Annotated in this window: 23 protein-coding genes; 20 read left to right on the top strand and 3 right to left on the bottom strand. The window is 38.8% G+C overall.

The features are described 5' to 3' along the window. The first annotated feature begins 47 nt into the window (after positions 1 to 47). From IGJ53_RS13580 to IGJ53_RS13565, 4 genes are all read left to right on the top strand, one after another. Positions 48 to 983 (top strand): ABC transporter ATP-binding protein, encoded by a 936-nt coding sequence (locus IGJ53_RS13580; protein WP_086323474.1) that lies wholly within the window; start codon positions 48 to 50, stop codon positions 981 to 983. Continuing rightward, positions 976 to 1,746, top strand: a complete 771-nt coding sequence (locus tag IGJ53_RS13575) for an ABC transporter permease (RefSeq protein WP_002287492.1) — start codon at positions 976 to 978, stop codon at positions 1,744 to 1,746. Before IGJ53_RS13580 ends, IGJ53_RS13575 begins: the two co-directional genes overlap by 8 nt. A 416-nt stretch (positions 1,747 to 2,162) precedes the next feature. Then, complete coding sequence (locus IGJ53_RS13570) at positions 2,163 to 3,158, top strand: tRNA dihydrouridine synthase (protein WP_010733088.1); 996 nt, start codon at positions 2,163 to 2,165, stop codon at positions 3,156 to 3,158. A 559-nt stretch (positions 3,159 to 3,717) separates the two neighbouring features. After that, positions 3,718 to 4,755, top strand: coding sequence for a zinc-binding alcohol dehydrogenase family protein (locus IGJ53_RS13565; RefSeq protein ID WP_259741651.1), 1,038 nt, complete (start codon positions 3,718 to 3,720; stop codon positions 4,753 to 4,755). An 87-nt stretch (positions 4,756 to 4,842) separates the two neighbouring features. Here IGJ53_RS13565 and IGJ53_RS13560 read toward each other — a convergent pair whose 3' ends face one another. Then, positions 4,843 to 5,166: an AzlD domain-containing protein gene (locus IGJ53_RS13560; RefSeq protein ID WP_002332245.1), complete on the bottom strand. Its 324-nt coding sequence runs from the start codon at positions 5,164 to 5,166 to the stop codon at positions 4,843 to 4,845. After that, entirely contained in the window at positions 5,153 to 5,860 is a 708-nt protein-coding gene (locus IGJ53_RS13555) for an AzlC family ABC transporter permease (RefSeq protein WP_002332246.1), read from the bottom strand. Before IGJ53_RS13555 ends, IGJ53_RS13560 begins: the two co-directional genes overlap by 14 nt. Positions 5,861 to 6,320: 460 nt before the next feature. Here IGJ53_RS13555 and IGJ53_RS13550 point away from each other — a divergent pair, with 460 nt between their 5' ends. The 16 genes from IGJ53_RS13550 (at position 6,321) to IGJ53_RS13475 (ending at position 24,540) form a co-directional block, all read left to right on the top strand. Beyond that, entirely contained in the window at positions 6,321 to 7,208 is an 888-nt protein-coding gene (locus IGJ53_RS13550; protein ID WP_252708091.1) for an Rgg/GadR/MutR family transcriptional regulator, read from the top strand. 548 nt (positions 7,209 to 7,756) lie between these two features. After that, positions 7,757 to 8,050, top strand: a complete 294-nt coding sequence (locus IGJ53_RS13545) for a WXG100 family type VII secretion target (protein WP_002310516.1) — start codon at positions 7,757 to 7,759, stop codon at positions 8,048 to 8,050. Positions 8,051 to 8,431: 381 nt separating this feature from the next. Next, positions 8,432 to 11,830: a type VII secretion protein EsaA gene (gene esaA, locus IGJ53_RS13540; RefSeq protein WP_259741652.1), complete on the top strand. Its 3,399-nt coding sequence runs from the start codon at positions 8,432 to 8,434 to the stop codon at positions 11,828 to 11,830. Further along, on the top strand, positions 11,827 to 12,336 hold the full coding sequence (locus IGJ53_RS13535) for a hypothetical protein (protein WP_010733091.1): 510 nt from the start codon (positions 11,827 to 11,829) through the stop codon (positions 12,334 to 12,336). The genes esaA and IGJ53_RS13535 overlap by 4 nt, the downstream gene beginning before the upstream one ends. 1 nt (position 12,337) lies before the next feature. Further along, the gene (locus IGJ53_RS13530; RefSeq protein ID WP_002373795.1) at positions 12,338 to 12,616 is read left to right on the top strand and encodes an EsaB/YukD family protein; all 279 of its coding nucleotides are present in this window, start codon (positions 12,338 to 12,340) and stop codon (positions 12,614 to 12,616) included. Further along, positions 12,613 to 13,782 carry a type VII secretion protein EssB gene (gene essB, locus IGJ53_RS13525; protein ID WP_259741654.1) on the top strand — a complete coding sequence of 390 codons (1,170 nt, stop codon included), beginning with the start codon at positions 12,613 to 12,615 and terminating at the stop codon, positions 13,780 to 13,782. Before IGJ53_RS13530 ends, essB begins: the two co-directional genes overlap by 4 nt. Continuing rightward, the gene (essC, locus tag IGJ53_RS13520; protein WP_438750453.1) at positions 13,763 to 18,193 is read left to right on the top strand and encodes a type VII secretion protein EssC; all 4,431 of its coding nucleotides are present in this window, start codon (positions 13,763 to 13,765) and stop codon (positions 18,191 to 18,193) included. Before essB ends, essC begins: the two co-directional genes overlap by 20 nt. Next, positions 18,193 to 18,615: a DUF4176 domain-containing protein gene (locus IGJ53_RS13515; protein WP_002310506.1), complete on the top strand. Its 423-nt coding sequence runs from the start codon at positions 18,193 to 18,195 to the stop codon at positions 18,613 to 18,615. The genes essC and IGJ53_RS13515 overlap by 1 nt, the downstream gene beginning before the upstream one ends. A gap of 3 nt (positions 18,616 to 18,618) precedes the next feature. Next, positions 18,619 to 18,873, top strand: a complete 255-nt coding sequence (locus IGJ53_RS13510; protein ID WP_002310505.1) for a hypothetical protein — start codon at positions 18,619 to 18,621, stop codon at positions 18,871 to 18,873. Between the two features lie 12 nt (positions 18,874 to 18,885). Then, positions 18,886 to 19,248: a hypothetical protein gene (locus tag IGJ53_RS13505; protein ID WP_002373785.1), complete on the top strand. Its 363-nt coding sequence runs from the start codon at positions 18,886 to 18,888 to the stop codon at positions 19,246 to 19,248. Next, complete coding sequence (locus tag IGJ53_RS13500) at positions 19,229 to 20,605, top strand: T7SS effector LXG polymorphic toxin (RefSeq protein WP_438750542.1); 1,377 nt, start codon at positions 19,229 to 19,231, stop codon at positions 20,603 to 20,605. Before IGJ53_RS13505 ends, IGJ53_RS13500 begins: the two co-directional genes overlap by 20 nt. After that, positions 20,602 to 21,357, top strand: coding sequence for a hypothetical protein (locus IGJ53_RS13495; protein ID WP_010733095.1), 756 nt, complete (start codon positions 20,602 to 20,604; stop codon positions 21,355 to 21,357). Before IGJ53_RS13500 ends, IGJ53_RS13495 begins: the two co-directional genes overlap by 4 nt. Then, complete coding sequence (locus IGJ53_RS13490) at positions 21,354 to 21,683, top strand: DUF4176 domain-containing protein (RefSeq protein ID WP_259742367.1); 330 nt, start codon at positions 21,354 to 21,356, stop codon at positions 21,681 to 21,683. The genes IGJ53_RS13495 and IGJ53_RS13490 overlap by 4 nt, the downstream gene beginning before the upstream one ends. 41 nt (positions 21,684 to 21,724) lie before the next feature. Then, positions 21,725 to 23,314, top strand: a complete 1,590-nt coding sequence (locus IGJ53_RS13485) for a T7SS effector LXG polymorphic toxin (protein ID WP_438750450.1) — start codon at positions 21,725 to 21,727, stop codon at positions 23,312 to 23,314. A 4-nt stretch (positions 23,315 to 23,318) separates the two neighbouring features. Then, positions 23,319 to 24,215 (top strand): hypothetical protein, encoded by an 897-nt coding sequence (locus tag IGJ53_RS13480; RefSeq protein WP_259742402.1) that lies wholly within the window; start codon positions 23,319 to 23,321, stop codon positions 24,213 to 24,215. After that, complete coding sequence (locus tag IGJ53_RS13475; protein ID WP_259742401.1) at positions 24,208 to 24,540, top strand: DUF4176 domain-containing protein; 333 nt, start codon at positions 24,208 to 24,210, stop codon at positions 24,538 to 24,540. Before IGJ53_RS13480 ends, IGJ53_RS13475 begins: the two co-directional genes overlap by 8 nt. A 295-nt stretch (positions 24,541 to 24,835) precedes the next feature. On the opposite strand, the gene IGJ53_RS13470 is transcribed toward IGJ53_RS13475, so the two are convergent. Beyond that, on the bottom strand, positions 24,836 to 25,996 hold the full coding sequence (locus tag IGJ53_RS13470) for an ROK family transcriptional regulator (protein ID WP_259742400.1): 1,161 nt from the start codon (positions 25,994 to 25,996) through the stop codon (positions 24,836 to 24,838). Positions 25,997 to 26,181: the final 185 nt, after the last annotated feature.

Here is a 26,181-nt window from a genome sequence, read left to right as displayed (position 1 = left end):
TTCCATGATACAATAAAGAATCATGTCTATAAGGAGATAGGAAATAAATGGCAAATGCGCTTGAAATAAATAATTTGAAAAAGGTTTATGGAAGTGGGGTCGAAGCATTGCGAGGAATCGATCTTTCCGTGAAAGAAGGAGATTTCTATGCGCTATTAGGACCAAATGGAGCTGGGAAGTCTACAACGATCGGAATCATTACTTCTTTAGTCAATAAAACATCTGGAAAAGTGAAGGTCTTCGGTTATGATCTGGATACGGATCTAGTCCGAGCAAAGCAACAGATTGGATTAGTCCCGCAAGAGTTCAATTTCAATCCCTTTGAAACGGTCCAGCAAATCGTCGTGAATCAAGCAGGCTACTACGGTGTCTCTCGCAAAGAAGCGATGAAACGCAGCGAAAAATATTTGAAGCAGTCCAATCTTTGGGAAAAGAGAAATGTCCGTGCACGTATGCTTTCCGGGGGAATGAAGCGAAGACTGATGATTGCTAGGGCATTGATGCATGAACCACGTTTGCTGATCTTGGATGAACCAACAGCAGGAGTCGATATTGAATTGAGACGCGAGATGTGGGAGTTTCTCCGAGAATTGAACGAAAATGGTACAACGATCATTTTGACGACGCATTATCTAGAAGAAGCTGAAATGCTTTGTCGCAACATCGGGATCATCCAATCAGGTGAACTGATTGAGAATACTAGTATGAAAGAGCTTCTATCCAAACTGCAATTTGAAACATTTATCTTTGATTTAGCGCCATATGAGACCAAACCTGTGATTGAAGGATACGCTTGTACATTTGAAGATGAACAGACAATCGCTGTCGAAGTTGAACGAAATCAAGGGGTGAACGGAATCTTCGATCAGCTGACAAGACAAGGAATCAAAGTTCTTTCTATGAGGAATAAGTCGAATCGTTTAGAAGAACTGTTTTTGAAAATCACAGAAGAAAATAATCATACGGAGGAGAAAAATGTTTAATCTTTATTTTACTGCATTAAAAAGTTTAGCTATCAAGGAAACGAACCGCTATTTGCGTATCTGGGTCCAAACACTGGTTCCGCCTGTGATCACGACATCCTTGTACTTTGTTATTTTCGGAAAAATGATCGGTGGTCGGATCGGTGACATGGGTGGTTTTTCATATATGGAATTCATCGTGCCTGGTTTGATTATGATGTCTGCTATCACTAGTTCGTATGCCAACGTTTCTTCGTCCTTCTTCTCTCAAAAATTCCAGAAAAACATCGAAGAAATCTTGGTAGCGCCTGTTCCTACGCATGTGATCATTTGGGGCTTTGTGATTGGCGGAGTGGGTCGTAGTATTCTCGTCGGCTCTCTCGTAACGATCATTTCCTTGTTCTTTGTACCACTTCATGTGTATTCATGGTTTATGGTCATTATTACATTATTGATGACGGCAATCTTGTTTTCGTTAGCAGGACTGCTCAACGGGATTTTTGCTCAGTCTTATGATGATGTATCGATCGTGCCTACATTTGTCTTGCAGCCGTTAACTTATCTAGGTGGCGTTTTCTATGCCATCTCTATGTTGCCGCCATTTTGGCAAGCTGTTTCGAAAGTCAATCCGATCGTTTATATGATCTCCGGTTTCCGTTACGGATTCCTTGGAACAATCGATGTGCCAGTAGCAACATCGATGATCGTACTTGTGCTATTCATCGTTGTTTTGTACGCCGTTACTTGGTATTTGATCAATAAAGGAAGAGGATTGAGAAGTTAGAAAAGAGGTTGTGAAATCAGCGTTTTGACCTGAGTATTAGAGAAACAAACGGGAAAATAGTTCCTCATATTTTGTCGTTTGTTGAGCGAATACCGAGGGTCAGCTGATTGAACACCGTTTAGTGGAGAGGTTGTGAAAAAGCTGTTCTGCATCAAGTAATAAGAACAGCCAAACAAAAATAGCTCCTCCTATTTTTCGTTTGGTTGGACTTATTACCGCAGATGCAAGCTGATTGAACACCGTTTATTCCGGAAAATGGACTGTGATAAGATTTTTGTCACAGTCTTTTTTTTGTTCAATCAGAAACATCTTTTAAGCTGTTCACTTTGCTTCTTTTTTTGTTTCCTAGTATAATGACAATGTTTTTGAGAAAGATTGCGACTTCACTGCTTGATAGAATGGAGAGTAACAAATAAATGACTACTAATTTTTGGAAAGAGCTGCCAAAGCCTTTTTTTGTTTTAGCACCAATGGAAGATGTAACAGATGTTGTATTTCGCCATGTCGTAAAGCATGCAGCAGCACCGGATGTCTTCTTTACTGAGTTTACAAACTCAGATAGTTTCTGTCATCCAGATGGAAAAGACAGTGTACGAGGAAGATTGACCTTTACAGAAGATGAACAGCCGATGGTTGCCCATATTTGGGGAGACAAGCCAGAATTTTTTAGAGAAATGAGCATTGCTATGGCAGAAATGGGCTTCCAAGGAATCGATATCAACATGGGCTGCCCAGTTCCTAATGTAGCAGAACGTGGAAAAGGCAGTGGCTTGATCCTTCGTCCAGAAGTAGCGGCACAATTGATTGAAGCGGCTAAAGCTGGCGGTTTGCCTGTCAGCGTCAAGACTCGTATCGGTTATACGGAAATGTCTGAGATGGAAGAATGGATCAGTCACCTACTTCATCAAGATATAGCCAATCTTTCTGTCCATTTGCGTACGCGTAAAGAGATGAGTAAAGTAGATGCACATTGGGAAGTCATTCCTAAAATCATTACTTTACGTGACCAAATCGCTCCGCAAACACTAATCACGATCAATGGAGATATCCCCGATCGCCAGACAGGAGAAGAATTGGCCGAAAAATATGGCGTAGATGGCATCATGATTGGCCGAGGGATTTTCAAGAATCCTTATGCATTTGAAAAAGAACCGAGGGAACATACAGAAAAAGAACTGATCGGACTACTTCGTCTGCAACTAGATCTGCAAGATCATTATTCAGAAATCATTCCGCGTTCGATCACAGGACTGCATCGTTTCTTTAAAATCTATATCAAAGGATTTCCAGGAGCAAATGACTTGCGTGTTCAGTTGATGAATACGAAATCTACCGATGAAGTACGAGAAATCTTGGACACCTTTGAAAAAGAACATCCAACGCTTTTCAGTGAACAATCATTTCTTGCTTGAACACCGTGAATCAGAGGTCGTGAAAAAGCTGTCCTGCATCAAGTAATAAGAACAGCCAAACAAAAATAGTTCCTAATGTTTTTGAATTGGTTGGACTTATTACCGCAGATGCAAGCTTTTGAGCACCGTTTAAGGAAGAGGTTGTGAAATCAGCGTTTTGACCTGAGTATTAGAGAAACAAACGGGAAAATAGCTCCTCATATTTTGTCGTTTTTTGAGCTAATACCGAGGGTCAGTTGATTGAACACCGTTTATATCAGAGGTTGTGAGCCTGCCGTTTAGCTCTGAGTCACAAGGAGCAATTTCAAAAAATAGCTCCTCATATTTTATGAATATTGTAACTTGTGACCGAAGAGTTGGTAGGAGAACACCGTTTACCAAGAGGTTGTGACAAAAGTCTTGTCGCAACCTCTTTTTTAACCAAAAAAGTGCAAATAGTTTACTTTAAGTAAGAGAATAATTATGATGGATAAAAAAGGTGGAACAAATAACATACTATATATATTGAAATGAACACTGTATGGATGCTCCAACTTGATGAATCTAGGGAGGAATTCGTATGTCAGAAAAGGAATTAATGAAGGTAGTCGGTTTTTATGAAGGGTTGCCGATCGATGATACAAAAAGCTTTATTGATGAAAAAGAACAGGTACCTGTACCCAGTTCACAGGATCTTCTGGTAAAAGTCAACGCAGTATCTGTCAATCCTGTCGATACGAAACTTCGCCAAGATAATGGGATAAGAAATGCTTTGCGTATCTTAGGGTTTGATGGGGTCGGGAAAGTCGTTGCTGTAGGCGATGAAGTGCAAAAATTTTCTGTCGGCGATCGCGTGTTTTATGCAGGTACAACAACAAGAGCAGGAAGCAATCAAGAATACCAACTGGTTGACGAACGTATTGCCGCTCTTGCACCGAAAAATCTGTCAGATGAAGAAGCCGCAGCGCTGCCATTGACTTCATTGACCGCTTATGAATTGTTATTTGAAAAATTTGGTCTGATTCCAGAAGAAAATGCCAACCGCGGGAAAAAAATCTTAGTGATCAACGGAGCTGGAGGCGTCGGTTCGATTTTGAATCAACTAGCACATTGGGCTGGTCTAGAAGTCTATGCGACTGCAAGTCCGAAGAATTTTGAATGGCTGAAAAAAACAGGTGTAGACTATCCAATCGATTATCATCAAGACTTAAGTAAAAGTTTTCGTGAATTAGGAATCGATCAAGTAGAGTATGTCTCTGTATTATTCGATATTACCCGCTACTTTGATCAAATCAAGCACCTTGTCCGACCATTTGGACATGTGGGAACGATCGTAGGGATCAAAGAGCCGTTAGATATAGGTGTTTGGAAAAACCAATCTATCAGCTTCGACTGGGAGTATATGTTCGCTAAAACAGACTATAACTATGAAATCGAAACGCAAGGAGAAGCTTTAGCGCACATTGCTGATTTAGCAAACGAAGGGATTATCCGCAGTACATTGAGCAAGGTCTATTCAGATGGGATCAATGCAAAGAATTTGAAACAAGCAACCAAAGACGTAGAAACAGGACATATGTTAGGAAAAGTCGTTGTTAGTGGTCCGTTCAACGGATAAGCAGGAATACGCCGATTTTCTTCTTATTTGATTTTGATAAAAACAAGAGCGCATGACAGTAATTTGCCATAAGCTCTTGTTTTTTATTTATAATAAGCGAATCAATGAAAGGGAAAGAATACCTACCAAGACGATGACTAATAAGCTTTTTGAAAGAATAGCAGCTAAAAGAGTAGGAACTGAAGCCAGAGCATTTTCGAGATTGATTTGCGGCAGATGTCCGATGTTTTGGGTAAATAGACTGCTGAACCATAAAGCAGACATAATGACGATTGGAACAAAACTTAAATACTCAAGCAACGGTTGCGGTAAATCGAATTTTTTCAGTAAGACAAACGGTAGGACCCTAGAAAGCCAAGTCGCTAGAGTACAACCTAAAATAGTCAGCAATGTAAACTCAAAAGAAGGCATGTTTGATCCACACCCCCAATCCGCACCCGATCAGTGTCACAACTACGATCACTAAGTTGCTTGGGATAAAAATCAGTCCGATATATACCAGAATCAAAGTGAGACCAATCAGAATCAACTGTAATCGTTTAGAGGTGTTTCTATCAGAAATGACTTGAAGATAAAGTAAACCGATAAACATAGCGACGATGGCGAAATCCAAACCAAACTTTTTCGGATCAGTAATAAAATTACCTAAAAGTGCGCCAACAAGAGAAGAACCCACCCACGTCAAATAAGAAATCCAATTAGCTGTATTCATCCAACGAAAGTTTAACTTTTGTCCCGTATAGTTCAATTTATTCATTCCCAGAGCGAAACTTTCATCTGTCAGCAATGTGCCAATCAGCAGATTTTGAAGCAGCCGATTTTTCTTGAAATAAGGGGCGATCGTCATACTCATCAAAATCATTCGGGAATTGACTAGAAAGGTCGAGAGAACGATGGAAAGCAGTGGACTATGGCTAGCAAGCATGCTGACTGTGATAAATTGGGCGGAACCAGCATAGATCAGCAGGGACATCAACGTGACGACCAACGGATGAAACCCGGCAGCTTTCCCAACGATACCAAATGCAAGTCCAATACCGATATAACCAAAAACGGTAGGTAACGTGTCTTTGATCGCAGTTTTTATATCTAACTTTTCATCCAATAACAAAACTCCTTTAGCACGACATAAATTTTCATAATTGTCGTCAAACTTGTGAATATTCTAAATTTTTGTTTAACGTTTGTCAATGGTAAATAGTTCATACGAGGGGAATACTTAGAAGATAAAATTCTACTAGAAAAAATAAAAATGAGTATTTTTCATATAGCGAAAATAAAATAACTCATTATATGTATCGTTTTGCCGCTTATTCTTTATTCCCTAATGGATTACAAAATTATAAAACAACTATTATGATTAAGTTTTTTTAAAAATACTGGTAAATGAACAATTGGTTTTAACAGCGATGATATTATGAAAAACAAGGAACGTCTTACGAAAAAAATGATTTTTAGGAATGAAAAATGAAGATCTGATGGATTGGTATATGTTACTTCATACAAAATCATGTTGCGATTGTTTTCAATTGAAGGAGAGCCATATTTATAAAGGAGTTGGCAAAATGGAAGTATGGGAGATCATCGAATTTGTTCGAAAGCAAAAAGGTATCTCCGTAGCAGAATTATGCGGAAAGGAAGTCAGCCGATCCGTTTACGAACGGTTTGTAAAAAATCAAGCAGACACGACAGTTAGCAAATTTTCATATTTTTTACAAAAACTCAATCTTGGTTATGATGAACTGAGGATATTCGATTATCCGCCGGAAGTGGCAAACATGGACCGGATGATGAAAGAAATGGTTTTAGCATTTATGAATCAAGATAAAGAAGAATTGCAACATTTGATCAGCCTGTGCGAAGAAAAAGGAGACATCACTCAAAAGGAGAGACATCTAGCTAGTTTATGCAAATTACTGATTGCTCGTATAGTAGATGAGCCAATTGCTGTTGCTGATTCAGAAGTTTATCAGTATCTGATTTATGCACAGACATGGACGAATTATGAGTTGGTGTTATTCAATCATTGTATGTATGCTTTTGATCCATTCTTTATCGATTTAGTGTTAGATAAAGCATTAGTCAGTATTTCCGCTTATCAAAACAGCAAGGATCGAAAGAATGAGAGCTTTCGGATGCTGGCAAATGCGATTATCCATTTTATCCAGCAGCAACAACGCGGACTAATTTGGAAATATATCTCAAAACTTGAAGCAGTCTTTTTAGAAGAAGATATGTTCTTTGAACGAAATCAGTATTCCCTACTCACTGGAATCTGGGAGATGATCAAAGGAAATGAAAAAGGAAGACAAAAAGTAAACCAAGCGTTGCAGACTTGTCAGCAACTTGGTGCAACGAAATATCATAAAATGAATCATGATCTTTTGAGAAATGTAGAAAGAATCTATGAAATCGATTTTCAATTAGACGAATTACTAGTAGTAGACAAATAAAAAGACAGACAGCCGAGGTGTTACATCAAATACCTTGGCTATTTTTTTGCATGAAAAATATCAAAAGGATAACGAGACAATAAAAAATCAAATCAAAAAATTTTTTTCAAATATTTACGTACTTAATAAATGGGAGAATATTCACCACATATAAAACGAAGGAGGATCATCTGCATTTACAAGAAGGAATATTCGTTCCGGATAGAAAGTAAAGGGGGATAGAGGAGTATTGTCAGGTAAATATTAGCTGTTTTTTTATATTTTTTTGAAAAAGAACATAAAACATTAAAATATCAGCCAGTATTTAAGAATTATTTCAAAGTGATTTGTAATAAATTTAAAAAGGTCATACTTAGAAAAATATGTGAGATTAGAAATAATTTGTATAGTTATTTTTCTTGGGTTTTTGACCAGTCAAAAAAGGAGCTAAAATAACACATCGTATACGACACATGATGTGCGTGAATGCTACATTTTGACCACAGAGACAAAAAATAGTTTATGATGTACGCGTAACAAAAAATAACTTTTTATTAGGAGGAACAAACATGGCAGGAGCAATTGCAGTCACACCCGAACAGCTTAAATCACAGGCAAAGGTCTACCAGCAGGCAGCATCTCAAATCCAAGATGCGATCAGAAAGGTCAATTCCATGAACCAACAAATCGCTCAACAATGGAAAGGGCAAGCCTTCCAAGCATATTTAGAGCAATACAATCAGCTGGAAGGAAATGTCAAACAGATGGAGCAGTTATTGGAAAGCATCAATCAACAGTTGAACAAGTATGCTGACACTGTGGCAGAGCGGGATCGTCAAGACGCTGGCTCATTTGGATTTTAAGCAATAAGGCAATAAGAATTATTCAGTTTTGAGTGATCAGCAGACACATGACATCATCGAGCATGGTCGTTCCTCACGGCTTGATATCGTAAGAAAAAATGGATGACAATGTTTTTCTGCATTTTTTGATGGAGTTCGCTTCTCACTGAAAAACTGAATCGGCACATGAAGCCAGATTCAGGAGCAAGAAGAGGCTGGATCCACTATTTTTCCAGCCTCTCCTCACTGTTCCTTCTTTTGGCTAAAAGTGCGCTGAGAAAACTATCTGCACTAAGGCCAATTTTTGTACAAACTTTTGAAGAAGTTTCTGCAAAAATTTGTCTTACTGCGTAGAGCCAATTGTTTTTAACCTCATTTATTTTAAGGAGTGGAAGAGTTTAGATGTTAACTGATTTTAGAAGGAACATTTCATTATTTCTAACAATTGCCGCTAGCTTATTTTTACTGCTTTTCTTTCTTTACTTAGGATTCAAAGATGATAATGTCACGATCAGTACAACTGATTCTACAGGGAAAATGCAATATGCACTAGTCAACGAAGATAAAGGAGCAGTCTTTGAAGGCAAAAATTATTCATTAGGTACGGATTTTGTGACATTGATCAATAAAGACAGTAAAAATCGCTGGGAAACCACCACTCGAAACATCGCTACAGCTGGTGTAGAAAGCGGGCAATTTGATGCGCAAATCATCATTCCCCAAGATTTTTCTGAAAAATTGCTCTCGCTGCAAAGTATCAATCCGGAAAAAGCATTGATCGAATATCAAGTTCGAGATGGACAAAATGAAATCACGAATCAAATGATTCAAGACAATGTCAACACGATCTTAACGGACTTCAATCAGCGGATTATCCAAATGTATTTTTCCAGTATCGTCGGGAATTTATTTGAAGCACAGCAAAACGTGAATCAAATCGCCGGAACACAAGTAAACTATCAGACGAATTTGGAATCATCTATTTACAGTCCATTCAAAGAAATCCCAGGCAATTATACGAATGTGCTGGAAACAGCCAGTATTTTAGACACAGACAATCAGTCTTTTACTGCCCAGCAGCAAGCCTTTGTCCAGTCGGTCAAAGAGTTGCTGGACAGAAACAATCAAGGATTAGAAGGAGGCAGCCAATCGACTGAAACAGTCAAAGAATCGGTCGAGGACTACACGAAGCAGGCAAATGAAAAACTGAAAGAATCGATCAGACAATTCAATGATCAAGTAGCGATGCAAAAAAAACAGCTCAACGAACAATGGGAAACAGATACGGCAGACTATAAAAAGCAGCATGATCAATTGAATGAAACAATCTTGTCCCAGTTGGGTGATTTTTATACCAGCAATGAACAAGAAAGCACAGGTGTGTACGCCGGATTTTTATCAGAATCGGTTCTTTTCCAAGTGACACAAATAAAAAGAATCACGGAACTTCAGGCAGAAATCGCTGAGCTACAAGCCCAGACAGAACAGTTGACCCAGTTGAAAAGCCAGATTGCAGCGACTTATTATAATGATCCTGCAGCTACTCCTGATACAGCAACCACCGAGCAAGTGAAAACAGCTATCCTCCAGCTGATTTCCGATTTGGGAGGAAACACACCCAAATTGAACGCTGAGTATCAAGGAACACTAGAGACCTCATTGGCTCAGATTCCAGACAAGAGCTTGGAACAGTTAGTGGACGAATTAGCAAAACAGCAAGTGATCACACCTGATCAAGCTTCCCTTTACTTGGATGAACTGGCAATCGTCCGAAAATACGCCAATGATTTGAACAAGCCATTGGGAAAAGAGGTCCATTTCACGTATTTAGATCCTAGACAAGGACATCCTGAAATGATCACCATTCCGCAGCAAACAGTCACGCTTTCCATGGACCCGACAAAAGGGAATACCTATTCGATCCAATTACCAGCTGATTCGCAAGAACAAGTCAGTGTGATGCTAGATGGTCCCAAGCTGCAAGAAATTGAACAGTTAGTGAATGATGAACTGCATCCTTATCGCTATCAAACTACAATCATCGACCATTCAGATCATCAATTTACATTCGCAACACCTGAAAAAATCGAAGAAACGGAAGAAAGTACGCAAGATTCAACAGATGACCCGCAAGAAAAAGAATTGCCGAAACAGGTGACATTCACGGTCAACCTACCGATCATCTGGCATTTGAACTCAATAGAACAAGCGACATCTTATAATGAACTTCACTATTCATGGAGCAGGAACGAAACGGTCCAAAGCGATCATCACTATGCCGTCTATCTCCCGATGGATCAGCCGCTGATCGATGATGTGCCTAAAATTCTGACACATTTACAAGTACTGGATACTGCTGCGCAGCAAATCGCGACTCTTTTCGGTAATCCGAACCAGTCGTTATCAGTCCAGTCTTATGCTGCCATGATCCGTGCATCAGAAAACCAAGGGAAAACAGTTCTGGAATTAGCTAAAGACCAATCGATCTATCGTCGGTATGACAATATTACGAATGACGAGAAACAAACGGTCATTACCGATAAATTATATGAAGAATACAAGAAATCAGGAGACAGGATCTACAAGGACACCGAGACTCAGATCAATCGACTGCAAGCGGTCATTGGGCATGAAACAGATCAGAATAAAGAAGAAGCCAGCCCTACGCTTTATGGCACATTGAATCTGATGACCATCCCGGAAAAACTGCTACAGGAAGCAGATAAATTGAATCGATGGTTCACAGATGCCAACCGGCAAATCAAGGATTCATACAATGCATGGGGCGAAACAGCAAAAATCGAAGCCGCATCAGTGATCAATGAAGAAAATCCGCATCCTGAAGAAAACGAGACGAAACAAATTGCCACCCAAACAGAGTCTTTAGTCCAAACGATGCAGGAACTGATGCGATCATCCAAAGAAACGGCTGCTAGCACCGAGAAATCTGCTGCAGAAGTCAAAGATATCGCGCCGGTAATCGAAGAATTAAAAACAACGACAGCTGATGTTCAGACAAATGCAACAACGATCCTCACCAATCTGGATCAATCGATTCAACAATCGAAGCAAATAACGAAAGAAAACGAAGAATATGCAAAGACCTTTGAAAAAGTGTTATCCAACACGAAAAACGGCGGAGCAGACAATACACAAGTTTTCCATTTTCTGTCACGGCCGATCCAAGGAAAAGGTGTATTCGGGCAAACAAGACAAATCTCATTAGTTCCTTATTACGCAACATTAACTGGCGCGATTCTGCTTATGGTCGCAGGGCTTTCATTACTAGGATTTATGAAAAAACGTAAAGTGACAGAAGCCAATCTGCTGGTTCAGCCGACAAGGATATGGCTGAACGTTCCTAATGTCTTCCTTCTTTCGTTTGTGACGATCTTACTTGCCGGTTTTTATGCTGGTGCTACCAGTGCAAGTGCTGGCACAGCGAATCGCTTGTTGTGGTTCAGCTATGCCTTTTTGACCTTTGCCAGCATGCAGCTGCTTGTCACAGGCTGTTTACGGCAATTCAAGAAACTTACCTTATATGGTTACGGCATCGTTCTAGGATTGTATTTCATACTCACACCATTATTAGGAGTGACGGTCAAAATAGGTTCATTCACCGAGTTTCTCTATCGGCTGTCACCGCTCCAAAATATCCAAAATGGTTTTACAGTCCTGCTGAATGGCGGCCGTATCAGTTGGGTCAGTTATCTTGTGATCGCCATCCTTCTTGTTTTAGGACTGTTTCTGAATCTCATTGTTCTTCCTGAAGAACAAGATAGAAAAGAGCGTGAATCATGAATAAAAAAAGAAAAATCTGTCGGATCATCGGTATTTTGAGTGTTCTTTTTCCTATTAGCTTCGACGGAACACGTGTGCATGCTGAACAAGGGTCTCTTACAATCAACAATCAAGTAATCTATGAGGATCAGCAAACGGAAGCAGGCGGAAACGAGGTCTCATTTGCCATCAACGACTTGTTTTTGGCGGAGAAAGAAGCGAAAGATCAGCAATTGAAAGCAAAACAAAAAGAACTGGTCTCAACTGCACAGGAAAAAGTATTTTTTGAGGAAACGACTGAGCCAGAAGCTCTTGACCAAAAAGTAATGCCTTATCTCTTCAAAGAAGGAGACACTGTTGCTTCAGTCCAGAGCACTTCTTCTTCAACCATGCAGCAAAGGAAAGTAAATCAGCTGGTTACCTTTAGCGGCTATGTTCTTGGCGGAAGCCTATGCATAGGAATCGGTCTATTTTTAGGGAAACAATTAGCTTATCACAAAAATAAAAGGAGCAGGAGTGGCGTGTAGCATGGAAAAAGGTACAACAATCAGTATTAGTCTGCATACAGCTGATCGGATCATCGATCTGAAAGTCCCAAGCCAAGTCACTGTGGCACGGCTGAAAACAATTTTACAAGAGTCGTTTCCAATCATTCATATCCGACTTCCCGAAAATTTTGAATTGACTCTTTTGAATAAACCCATCCATTTGAGAAATGAGGCCATCTTAGCTGATTATTCTTTAGGCAATGGCGATCAGTTACAAGTGATCGAAAGACAAAAAAACAGGGAGGAAAACCCACTGTGAGAGAAATACAGAACATCGACCAAACCATTGGATTTATGAATGAGACTAACGCTGTAGAGGTGACTCTGCAGGCCAATCAGTATAGGCTGGACAAACTGACACAGTATCAGCACTTTTTAGCACCTGGTATCCGAATGCTGTCAGGAGAGATTATAGAAGCAACAGAAGAAAAGCTGGTTATTCGCTATAAAAAAGAAACGGATACCTTGCCGCTTGAACAAGTCGTCAAAAAGGAAGAGCTCTTCCACCGTTTGCTGCTGGCACAAAAAATCCATTTCTTAACGGATTTTCTACACCGTCCAGCTCAGCCTTTCCTCCATCCTGCTAATCTATTCGTTCGTGGAGAAGAACTAGTTATCGGGCACCGAGGATTTATGGAAACGATCGTCCCTTATATCAATGAAGAAGATGATTTTATCAAGCAATATCGGGCACTGGTCCTTTATATCTTGCATCCTAAATTAAACTATGAACTGCTGATTGAAGGCAGCGGTACGCTGAAAGATACCTTTACAAAAAAGATAAACGAAGCAGATACGATCGAAATCATCGATCAGTTGCTGGCAACGGAGATTCTGAAGCAAAAGCAAAAACGTGCCAAAGAAACACAAGTAGTCAGTAAAAGAAATCATCAGATTTTTAAGTGGAGCAGCTTGGTATTGGGGGTATCGACAATCGGATTTGCTGTTGCGACTGGGATCTATGCTCTGGATAAACTCCCGGCACAAGAGCGTATCAGTTCCGCTGAGACACAATATATCGCCAATGATTACGCTGGTGTTTTGAATACGTTGAAAGAAGACGAACCTGAAAAACTGCCCACTGGTGCTAAATATGTTGCCGCAGTCAGTGCCGTACAACTGGACAATTTGTCCAATGAACAAAAGGCAGCTATTTTAAATAACTTGTCCCTTAAATCGAGCGACAACACATTGCTTTACTGGATCTATGCCGGAAAAGGGAACTTCGATAAGGCACTGGATGTCGCTAAGAATCTTGGTGACAATCAATATATCTTACACGCCTATACCAAGTTATACGATGCAACAAAGACCAACAACAAGATGAAAGGTGAGAAAAAACAAGAATTGCTCACAAAGTATGAAGAAGAGATCAATAAATACATGAAGTTGTTAGGAGGAGAAGATGGAAATGAAGCCAACTGATCGGTTCGTCCCATTAAGTGATCAAATCCGGACATCTGTAAAGATCCTCTTTGATATTTTTTATTTTGGTGAAACGTTCGTCCATGAACAACTCACCGAGAAACAGCGTCAAGTCGTACTTAACGGTCAAAGCTTCACTTATGAAGACCAGAAGTTATTGTGTGACGGAAAACCAATCAAGTCAGATGAACACTTGCTGATTTTAAGACATGAAGAGCTGGAAACTGTTTTTACGAATAAGCCAAAAAAAGATTTTCTGATCTCCGGAGCGAAAAAATCGGCAGTTTTTTTAGAAACAGATGCATTGATCTCAATTCCTATCGATCCTAAAACCAAAGAATATCAGCTGAAGATCTATCCGAGTAAGGAACGTGTTTACTATAACGATCAGCTTATACAAGAAGGTACATTTTCCTTTGGCGTAGGAGATCGGTTGATGGTCGATCGTTTAGTGATCGAAGTCCGGGAAAAGCAGCTGCGTTTCACCAGTCTGGGCACAAACTATCAGCTGGATCCATGGAAACTGGTAGAAGAAACGTTTCTTCCGGAATATCCGGATGATTTCCCATTTTTTAGAAGAAGCCCGCGTATCCATTTGAAAGAACCAGCGAATGAAATCGAGATCCTTGCACCGAAACCAAAAGAAACAGAAGGCAGAAATGACTTATTGAAAACAATCGTGCCACCACTTGGTATGGTCGTTTTAAGCGGTGCCACAAGTTTTCTTAGCGGAGGAAACCCGATCATGATGCTAAGCATGGGTGGTGCGAGTCTATTGACAGCTGGTTTTTCAGTTTCCAGTTATCTGACCAATAAAAAAGAAACGAAACGAACAAACGAGGAACGGGAAACCACCTACCGCCAGTATATGCTTCAAAAAAAATCAGAACTGAACAAGCTGCAGCAAAAACAAAAAGAAGCGTTGGCGTACATGAATCCTTCTATAGATGATTTGGCTGTGATGGCTAAAGAATATCATGCGCGGATCTATGAGCGTATGAGCCGCAATGAAGATTTTTTGAATATTCGAGTGGGCACAGGAGAGATCATCTCCAGTTTCAAGACGAACTACCAGCCAGCAGAAGAAGATGATTTGAGCAAAGAAGCAGAAGAACAGCTCGTCTGGCCTTATAAACAGTTGGACGAAGCGCCAATCGTCGTTCCGCTAAAGGATCAGACGCTAGGATTAGCAGGACCATCTGCAGTACTGCGAACCGCCGTCCAAACCATCCTTTTCCAATTATCGGTTCTTCATTCGTACCGAGATGTCGAATTCATCACATTGGTTCCGGAAGCGGATTATCAAAAGGAGTGGAGTGCCTGGCGCTGGCTGCCCCATACGAAGATCCGACATTTGAATCTTCGGGGAATCGTCCATCACGCACAGTCACGGGACATGGTCCTGAATTCCTTTTATCAAATGCTGACAAAGCGACGCCAGCAAGTCAAAGAAGCCGGAAATGAACCAGTTGTTTTTCAGCCGCATTACATTTTTTCAATCCTTGATGAAAGCTGGCTTTCAGGTCATGAATTGAATGAATTTCTGGCTGAAGACATGAGTCCGTACGGTGTGACAGTCATTTGGGGAAAAGAAGCCTTGAACATGCTGCCGGAGACAACGACAACGCTCATCGAATATCAAAGTAGTGAATCTGCTACCCTGATCAATCAAAACAGCGAATACATCAATCAGACCTTCTTGCCAAATCATCAGCCAACTAGCTATCCACTGGAGCAAGCCATCCAACGTTTAGCGAACCTGCAGCACGTGGAAGTGGAGAAGAATGCGGTGCCGGAAAGTCTTAGTTTATTAGATCAATACGAAGTGAAAAAAATAGAAGAACTTTCTATTCGGACTCGCTGGTTGAAAGCTGAACCAAACAAATCAATTCGTTCTTTGATTGGCTGGAGAGGAAAATCGGAGTATGTCTATTGGGATCTGCATGAGCGGGTTCATGGTCCACATGCACTCGTTGGAGGAACGACTGGTTCAGGAAAATCGGAGTTTTTGACCACCTATTTGCTAGGTTTGGCGATTAATTTTTCTCCAGAGGATATCGGAATGCTGATTATTGATTGGAAAGGTGGAGGAATTGCAAATACATTAGAAAAATTACCTCATTTCATGGGGGCAATTACTAATCTAGATGGTGCAGGGACGGCTCGTGCATTGGCAAGTATCAAAGCAGAACTGAACAAAAGACAAAGAGAGTTTGCTAAATATGGAGTAAACAATATCAATGGATACATGAGTTTATATAAACAACGTCTAAACCCTAATCCAGCTATCACTTATCCTAGTAAACCATTACCACATTTGATTTTAGTTTCAGATGAATTTGCTGAATTAAAAGCAAATGTTCCTGAATTCTTAGAAGAATTGACCTCAGTAGCACGAATCGGCCGATCGCTAGGAGTCCATTTGATTCTAGCCACACAAAAGCCATCTGGCGTGGTAAATGATCAGATTGAAGCAAATAGTACAAGTAAAATCGCACTTAAAATGGCTAGTGTCCAAGATTCGAATGAATTACTAAAAACCCCAGATGCTGCTCAAATCATAAATCCTGGTCGTGGTTATCTTAAAGTTGGCGAAAATGAAGTATATGAATTATTCCAAAGCGGTTATGCCGGTGTTTCATATGATCCAGACAAAATAATCGAAGAAAATGTGGACGAACGGATTTTTATGATCAATGATTTAGGGCAATCAGAGGTGCTCTATGATCCTGGTGAGGAAGTGATTCAAGGAAAAGATACTAGCGAATTACCAACGCAACTAGAGGCAGTGATTGACAAGATCGATCAAATTTTTCAACAGTCGGATTATATCCTCCCCGAGAAGCCTTGGTTACCCAATCTGGAAGACCAGATCGTGACGCCGACTGTGAAAGAAACGAAAGAAAGAAAAATGGATATCCCGCTTGGAGTAGTAGACATACCGTCCAGACAAACACAAGAAATCTATAATTATGATTTGGTAAAAGCTAGCCACACTGCTATATTTGCAAGTCCGGGGTACGGAAAATCAACAATATTGCAAGCGATTACGATGAATCTTTCACGTCAGAACACGCCGGAACAAATTCACTTTCATTTATTGGACTTTGGGAATAATGGTCTATTGCCATTAAAAAATTTGCCTCACACAGCAGACATTGTCACTTTGGAGGAAGACGAAAAGCTGCAAAAAATGTTGGATAGGATTTCTCTTGTATTAACAGAAAGAAAACAGTTATTCAAAGAATGCGGCGTAGCAAATCTTGAACAATATGAAACAAAAAGGCAAATAACATTACCAATCGTTGTTACAGTTCTTGATAGTTATGATGGTCTAAGCACGGATGATACGCGTAAGGAAAAAATCGATGGACTACTCCTGCAGCTGCTTCGTGATGGTGCGAGTTTAGGATGCTATCTTATTTTTACTGCCAATCGAGTAGGCAGCATTCGTATGAATATGCTGAGTAATATTTCTACCAAAATAGCTCTATATTTGAATGATGAAACGGAAATCACCAGCTTAGTAGGTCGTGCAAGCCTTGTTCCTCAAGCAATTAATGGGCGTGGCCAAGTTGTGCTCGATGAACCCGCAGCTATCCAAATTTATTTACCAGTGGCAGGAGAAAATAATGCAGCAATTCTTGAACATTTAGAAAAAGAAGTATCTTCGATGGAACAAGCATGGAATGGCGTAAGACCAGAAAAAATTCCGATGGTTCCAAGTGAATTGACGTATGAAACATTTAATGGATTTGTACCGAAAAAAGAAAGAGATGCGTTTTATTTAGGGTTGAATAAGTTATCATCAATACCTGAGTCTTTCCATTTATTTCAAGGAAAAACATTGGGGATTTTCACAGAATCCAATAGACAATTCCAACTATTGACTCCTTGGTTTATCCAACAAGTCACAGGGTTTCAATCAGAAGCAGATGTTGTCATCATTGATGTTTCAGGTACTTTAGAGAAAATAGCTGACAAGGTAGCAGTTTACATTGATCGAACACAAATCAGTCACCAAAATGTCGAATTGAAAGAAGCGATAGACGCTATGTTAGAAAGTAACGTGAAGAAGCGCTTGGTGGTTGTGAATGGGTTAGTGAATTTTACAGATAAATTATCTTTGGACGCTGAAGAAGTTGCGCAGGTATTAGCCAACGGGAAAGAGCAGTTACAAGTAATCGTTTTTGATAATTTAACAAAAATCGATGCAACTTATGGTAGTTTTGTCACCTTACTCAAAGAAAATATATCTCAAATACTTTTTGGAAGTATTTTGCAAAAGCAGTCTTTTGTGGGAAACATCCCGTATAACCAACAAAATTTACCTGTACCAAGAAATGTTTTACATCGTTTAGAAGAAGATAGTTTAGCACAAATCGTGATTCCAACGGAGGTAAAAGATTGATGGAACAATTAAGTACAGCATTTTTACCATTAGGGAGTATGGTACGTTTAGACAACGAAGAAATATACGGCACAAGGCTTTATCTAGTTGTGGCACGAGCTATTGCTAAAAATGAACAGGGAAAGATCATCTCAAGATACAAAGTAGCACCACATCCTTTTGGAGATATACCCAGTGAGGAGATTTTTTCTATTGAATTTGGAGATATTTTAGACGTTGTTTTTGAAGGCTATTCAAATGAAACAGATTCTCAGTTTTTAGAAGAGTTGATTAGGCGAATGACTAACGCAATGGCAAATCAAGCTTCTTCTGTAGAGAAGATGACTCCAGAACCTCAAAAAGCAGAAGAAATCCAAGATGAGTATGAAGATGAGAAGCTAAAAGAAGATCCGTTCTATAAATTTAGAAAGCAAGAGGGATAGTTTATGGTAAAAATCGCTTCAAACCAAGGAGCAGCTCAAGCAGCAGCTTCGGGGATAAATAAAGTATCTGTTAGCAGTGGGTACCAATGTACATTAGAAAAAAGTAATCTTTCTGGAATGAAAAAAGGAGCGCAAGTGAGCAACCAGATGCTAACGAATTTATCGAAACTTGTCGACTGTATCAATATACAAGCAAATAAATTTCCGAAATTAGCAGCAGCTATTGCATCACGAGATAGCCAGACAAAATTTAAATAAGAGGTTATTAATATGGAACAAACAAACAATTCTAAGTTAAGAACCGAATATAATCAAAAAATTATAGAAACAGAACAACAAATAGACGTATTGACCCATACAAAAAGACAATTACAAGATTTATCTGAGTTGCTAGAAGGTGACTTAGTGCGAGACTTGCGCAACTTACAAAACTTGAATCAAGAACTAGTTAGCGGTGGCAATAGAGAAGCTAGCTGGTTTCAAGAAGATTTGATTGATAGGCAAAGGAAATTGAAACAATATTTACAACAAAAGAATCAAGAGTTCAACCAAGAATGCTTTAGTATGACAGAACAGTTAAACGAAGAACGAATACAATTTCAAGAGGAAAGGAATAAGCTTCCATGGGACTAATCTACTCCAGCAAAGACGCTTCAACTTTAAAAAGTTCGCTGTCTGCAATCTATCTATAGCCCGAACCCGAACGACTATCAGTCAGCTGAATGCAGGGAGCCAACAACTGATCGCTGCCATTGATGGTCATACCTTGTCCGGGGCTGCTTACAATGCAGGAAAAGGGCTATTTTCAGACTTGATCCTGCCGACGATCAAACGTGTGTCTAGTGCCATCGATACGATCCAACAGGAGCTGAACCAATTTTCAGCAGCCAACAGTTTCATTGCTAGTGAAGGCTATTGGGTTGAAGAGAATCTGCAGCAGCAATTGACCATCTTACAACGCTCGAAAGCTTCATTGGAAAACGCAGCTCACACAGCAGGAGCCTTAGCCAATATCCCGCTCCCGACAATCGCGGAAATGTTAAGAAACCAGCAACAAGATTTCTTGAGAAGAGCCGAAAGCTATCAGCGAGATATCGTACGGATACAAAAGAAATTGAACCAGTTAAAAGAATTCGATGCAAAAACGAAGCACTTGTTTACAAGCAGCTTAGAAGAATTGGAACTTGCGATGCAAGCGGTGATGGTGTTGAACAACACCACAGTCAATAGTGATGGTACGTATGTATTGCCGAAAGGGTTTGATAGAAGTTGGTTTACCAAAATAAATTGGTTTTCAAATAATCAAGGAACCTCATATAGAATGGATGAGATAAATAAAGATATTGGTGATGTTATAACTGACTTATCCGGTTGGGTTAATGAAAGTACTGCAGCAGGTTTGGATAGTATTAAAGAAAAGGTTATAGAAGAAGGTAAAAACTTAGGAAAATCTATAGCGGCAAAATTACAACCAAGAACGAGTTTAGGTACTTTTATGAAAGACAATAATAAAGGAAGAAGATGGGTAACAAGTAAATTAAAAGGCATGTCAAACTCTACAAGCACTACTATTGGAAGTATGGCCAAATGGGGAGGACAAGCTATGATCGTACTGGGGGCATACTCTGAATTCAAAGATTTTTATGATAAGACAAATAATATTGGCAGATCCCTCACTTATAGCACCATAGCTACTACGACTGGCATAGCAGCAGGAACTATCGGTTCTGCGTTAGGCGGAGTGGTTGCAGGAGCATTCACAGGCACTTCTGTAGCAGGATTGGCAACAGTAGGCTTACCTATAGCTGGGGCCATCGCAGTAGGTGCTGTTGCAACTGTTGGAATAAATGCATTATATAATCATGTTAAGCCATTTAACGATTTTGTTAATAGTATTGGTGATACATTCAATAAAATTGGGGAAAGAATAGAAAGGATTGGAACGTCCTTTGCAAGTCCACTAAACTCTCATAAAGGAGTATTAGGATGACAGATTATAGAGATAAATTATTAGTTGAAAAAGCAGATCGAATCGATATTAGGTATTGGCTTATAGAAATACAGGGGAAAAAATTTATTATTGATTACTCTAATCCAAGAGATTTAAGAAATTATTTTTCTGGGTTGTTTCCTGAATTAAATACAGAGTGGAAAATATATGATATATCAAATTACGAAGGAAAAATAAACACGATGAAATCAAAGCTATTCAAAACAAATAGAAAATATACTAGAAAAATATATTTATTGATTACTTTGATCAGTATTCTTTATCTTTTAAATATTATTTTATTTCCTAAAGCTGTAAACATTGCTTATCTAACATATGATTCGAGAATAAAGGAATATTGGAAATTAGTCATTTTGCTATTAGTGGGTATTTTAATTTTTATAACGTTGATTTTAAACAAATTAAAGCAACTCCAACTCCCTATTCTAGAACAAAATTTTTTGATTTTAAAACAATCTAATGTTAAAGAAATCAATTATAAAAAAATTTCGGAAGCAAAATGGTATGTAAGCTGGCTATATAAATTGCCTCTGACTATTCAATGGGTGGTTGCTATAGCAGTGTTGATCCCAGCGATATTTGCTATAGGAATCATTAGTTCTAGCTATTCACAGTTATTATTTTTTACAGTAATACCGTTTTATGAAATCTTTTTAGGGAAATTTTTAGGATTTATTCCAATGGATAAGAAGAATAAATATGAAATTATAAAGGAAAAGGAGAACGAATGATGTTACCAATCGGAAGTATAGTTTATTTAGCAGAAGGAAATCAAAAAATCATGATTTTGAATCGAGGGCCGCTAGCAGAACAACATGGGAAAAAAGTCTTTTTTGACTATACGGGAGCGCTATATCCGCAAGGACTTAATCCTGAACAAGTGTATTATTTCAATGATGAAGATATTGATGAAGTTGTTTTTGAAGGATTCAAGGATGAGGATGAAGAACGTTTTGTAAAATTGTATAAAAAATGGGTAGCCAAGAATTCAGGAAAAATCAATCGGGGAAATGTGGATGTACCGAGTAGTATAGAAGATACGACTTATGGATTTTAAAAAAATATTCATAGAAAAAATTAGAAGAAAGGAATCATCCCATGGGACTAATCTACTCCAGCAAAGACGCTTCAACTTTAAAAAGTTCGCTGTCTGCCAATCTATCTATAGCCCGAACGACTATCAGTCAGCTGAATGCAGGGAGCCAGCAACTGATCGCTGCCATTGATGGTCATACCTTGTCCGGGGCTGCTTACAATGCAGGAAAAGGGCTGTTTTCAGACTTTATCCTGCCAACCATCAAACGTGTGTCTAGTGCTATCGACACGATCCAACAGGAGCTGAACCAATTTTCAGCAGCCAACAGTTTCATTGCTAGTGAAGGCTATTTGGATGAAGAGAATCTGCAGCAGCAATTGACCATCTTACAACGCTCGAAAGCTTCATTGGAAAACGCAGCTCACACAGTAGGAACCTTGGCCAATATCCCGCTCCCGACAATCGCGGAAATGTTAAGAAACCAGCAACAAGATTTCTTGAGAAGAGCCGAAAGCTATCAGCGAGATATCGTACGGATACAAAAGAAATTGAACCAGTTAAAAGAATTCGATGCAAAAACGAAGCATTTGTTTACAAGCAGCTTAAAAGAATTGGAACTTGCAATGCAAGCGGTGATGGTGTTGAACAACACCACAGTCAATAGTGATGGTACGTATGTATTGCCGAAAGGGTTTGATAGAAGTTGGTTTGAGCAAATAAAACCAAATGCAAAAGAACAGATCGATGCATACAGCAGTAATGCTTTCCTGGAATTATATCAGCAAGTAGAAGAACTAATGAATCCATTGAAAAGTGGAAAAACAGAAAATATGAAACGATTAGATCAATTATTAGCACTATATCCAAAGGCATTGGTAGATAAGTTAATGAAAAATGACGAATTTTGGATGCTTGCGGATAAGTTGCCTTCGAAAGCACAAACCAAGTTAATCAATGGATTAGCTAAATATGAATCATTTGGACAAGCTATAACCCAAGGAAAATGGATTCCTAAAATAGACACCCTTGGTAAAGGGTATCAATGGTTCAACAAAATGACGAATCCTATAAAAACTTATGTCAATGAAAGTTTGAAAAATTCTCAATTTATACAAGGAGCTAAGAATTGGGGAGTGGCGAAAGGATTAGGTTCAGCAGCCCAAATAGCGACCTATGCACAACTTGGGGTGACATTTGTCTCGAGTGGTGTCAATGAATATGGAAAAACAGGTAGTATCGGCAAAGGAGTGATTGGCGGGGCGATTGACACAGTGAAAAGTATCGGACCGTTGGAGGGAATGACGATAGGAGCTCAGATAGGTGGAGTTATTGGTAGCGCTATACCTATTCCTTTAGTAGGTACAGTTTCAGGTGCTGTAGGAGGCGCTATAGTAGGTGGAGTTATAGGAGGTTCCAATAAACTTGTCCAATTTTTTAAACCAGATTTGTATGGCAATATAAAAGATGGGGCTTATAAGTTATATGATGAAACAACGGAAACTATAGGGAATATATCAAAAAAAATAGGAAAAGCTGCTGGACAAAACACTGATACGGTAAAAAATGTATATGAAAATGTGCAACAGACAGGTAAAGCAATTGGAAAGGCGCTATCTTTGGTAGAAATACTAAAGATTAATTTTGAATGGTAAAAATATGAAAAAATTATTTGCTGCATCATTTGAACAAAGTTTGAATTTATTAGATGATCCTTTTGTTACTTTTATGAATAAAGATGTCAATAGATTACCTGATCCTCAAGGCGGAAGAAAGATATTTGCTAGAGGGATAGGTACTCTACTCATTTTATTTTTAGTAGGAATTAATTTTTTAATAGCATTTATATCTACAAAAGGTAGCGAAGGAGAATTAGGGGAGAGTACAGTCCTAAAGCCAGATATTAATTTTTTACCAATAGAACTATTCTATGTATTATTTCTTCTATGGATTATTTTAGTAATAATTTTTAGAGATAAAGGAGAATATTATCTTTCAAGAATAAAAGGACAGTTTAATATAAACTTATATATAGTTTGGCTACTGTTAGAAGTGAACTTGTTATTCATAACATTCTTCTTAAAACCATTGACGTTAATAGGCATGAGCTTGTTAATAAGTATATTAGTATTAGTAGGTTATATAGTATTTAGGACTAAAAAAAGATCATTAGAAAATGTGCTATACGAAACAGAAAAAGAGAAAGATAAAATAGATAAATTGGTAGAAAAAGTATTAAAACTAGTGATGAAATATGGCTGGCTAGTTGTAATTATAGTTGCGCTATGGAAGCTGATTTTCCCAAGCAGTAATGAAGTTCGAACAGATCTTGTAGGATTTATAGGTATTTTAGGAATGTGGCTAGCGATGGATATTGCAGTGATTATCGTAGAAGCTTATTTATTCTTTCCTTATCTTTTACACGGTTATTACAAATATAAATATCCTGAAGAATATCGCGAATGGGAAGGTAAAACACAATTGGAATGGTACGGAGAGAAGTACTTTAACAAGCATATAAAAGGTACAGAAAAAGAGGAGAAAATAAATGACTGAAAAACAAGAATTATTACCATTAGGAAGCATCGTGTTATTGGAAGAAGGATTACAGAAATTAGTAGTAGTAGGGCGAGGTGTGGTATACACAGATCAAGTGACTGGAAAAGATACGTTTGCAGATTATATGGCTGCCTTATATCCAACGGGCTTGAATCCAGAAACGACTATTTTCTTTAATCATGAAAACATCGATAAAGTAGTATTCAAAGGATATTCGGATGAAGAAGAGACTCGCTTCTTAGATGTTTACCAAGAATGGAAAAAGAAACTTGATTCTTCCGAAAAAAAAGAAAGCCAAGCGACTGAAACGTTTGGTTTCTAATTGTTTTGCAAAATGTTTTAAAGAAAACAGTACTGCAATTCTTTCTAAAAAGAGGAAGGTTTCCTCTTTTTAGAAGTACATAGTAGGACTTCAAACATTAGAACAAATTACTAGCTGTTCAAATGAAAAACAATTATACCGAGAGAACATCCATTATGATCATTTGGCACGTAAAAGAATGCCATTCGATGAGGAATTAGGAGATAGCTAATTGGTTAATAGAAAAATAACATTCAATCAAAAAAAGGTCAGTCCTCATTAAAGCAAGGCTGCCTTTTTTTGATTTTTAGAAAAGTTATTTTTCTGTTCCCAACTTCAACTTCCGTATATTCAAGAAGTGCTGAGCAGTGACTGCCAAGGCACCGTATAAAATCGCATTGCCTTTCAAACGGGTGTTGCGTACCAAAATGTCTTTCGTAAACTGGCTTGTCAAGTTCGCATGGATTTGTTCGATCATTTGCGGATTTTTTTCGTAAAGCTTACTGTTGATGACGATCACATCTGGATCATACATCATGATGATATTATTGATCCCGATGCCTAACAGGGCAGCATTTTTCTTGAGTAGAGCTGTGGCATCTGTGTCTCCCTTTTTGACATAATCAGTCAAGATATCTGAGTTGACATATTCTAACCCTTTTAACTGGGCGAATTCTTCATAAACCGCTTTGCTGGAAGCATATTGTTCCAAGCATCCTGAATTCCCACAAGGACAAGGCCGACCATCAGGGTATAAAATCGAGTGACCAAGTTCCCCAGCCTTTCCATGTTTACCGACTTGCAATTTCCCAGATGCTACGATCCCGCAGCCAATACCACTGTGTATACTAATACTTACAAGGTTTTGATAATGGGAAGAGAAGGTATATTCTCCCAAAGCAGCCAAGTTTGCTTCGTTATGTAGGTAAACAGGAAAGTCATAATGATCAGCTAATTCTTTTTGTAAATCGATTTTGTGCAGATCATAATAGGGCGTAAAAATTGGGTGGTCTTCGAAAACTACGCCGTGTATACCGATCGTCATCCCGACAATTCCATGTGGCGTTTCTGGCAAGTCTTTTATCAATTGAAGGATCGACTGTTGAATGTGATCGAACACGTTTGTGGCATCAATCGAGATCCGACGCTTAGAGATCGAAGAGAGGACAGTGCCGTCGATATAAGAAAGCATTCCTTCTAAATAATTATAGCCAATATCAAAAGAAAGAGCTGTGGCAGATTGGGGATTGAAAGTCAACATGATCGGCTTTCTTCCTCCAGCAGTGGAGGCATCTCCGACACGGGTTTCAACAATCAGCTGATCATCTAGAAGTTTTTTAGTGATATCTGACACAGATGCTTTGTTCAACCCTGTTGCAGCGGCTAATTCTGCGCGAAATACTTCTTTTTTGTCAATAATCGTTTTTAAAAGCGTTGCTTGGTTCAATTCGCGAATCGTGTATTTACTTGAGATCATAGAAGTTCCTTTCTTGGTCCTCTGCTAGTAAAACCAACGTTATATGTTAAAGTATAGCGTGTCTTATTCCATTCGACAATGAAACATTTGTTATAAAACTAGAATCAATTAAATGACAAATGAATTTTTTGAAAGCGCTTGACAAAGATAAAGAAAGTCGCTTATGATGCAATTGTAAATTAGTT

Origin of the sequence: Enterococcus sp. DIV1283b (assembly GCF_051710965.1) — a bacterium.
Classification (GTDB): domain Bacteria; phylum Bacillota; class Bacilli; order Lactobacillales; family Enterococcaceae; genus Enterococcus_B; species Enterococcus_B lactis.
Note: the sequence above shows the minus strand (reverse complement) of the source record. Positions and strands in the feature narration are given on the sequence as shown.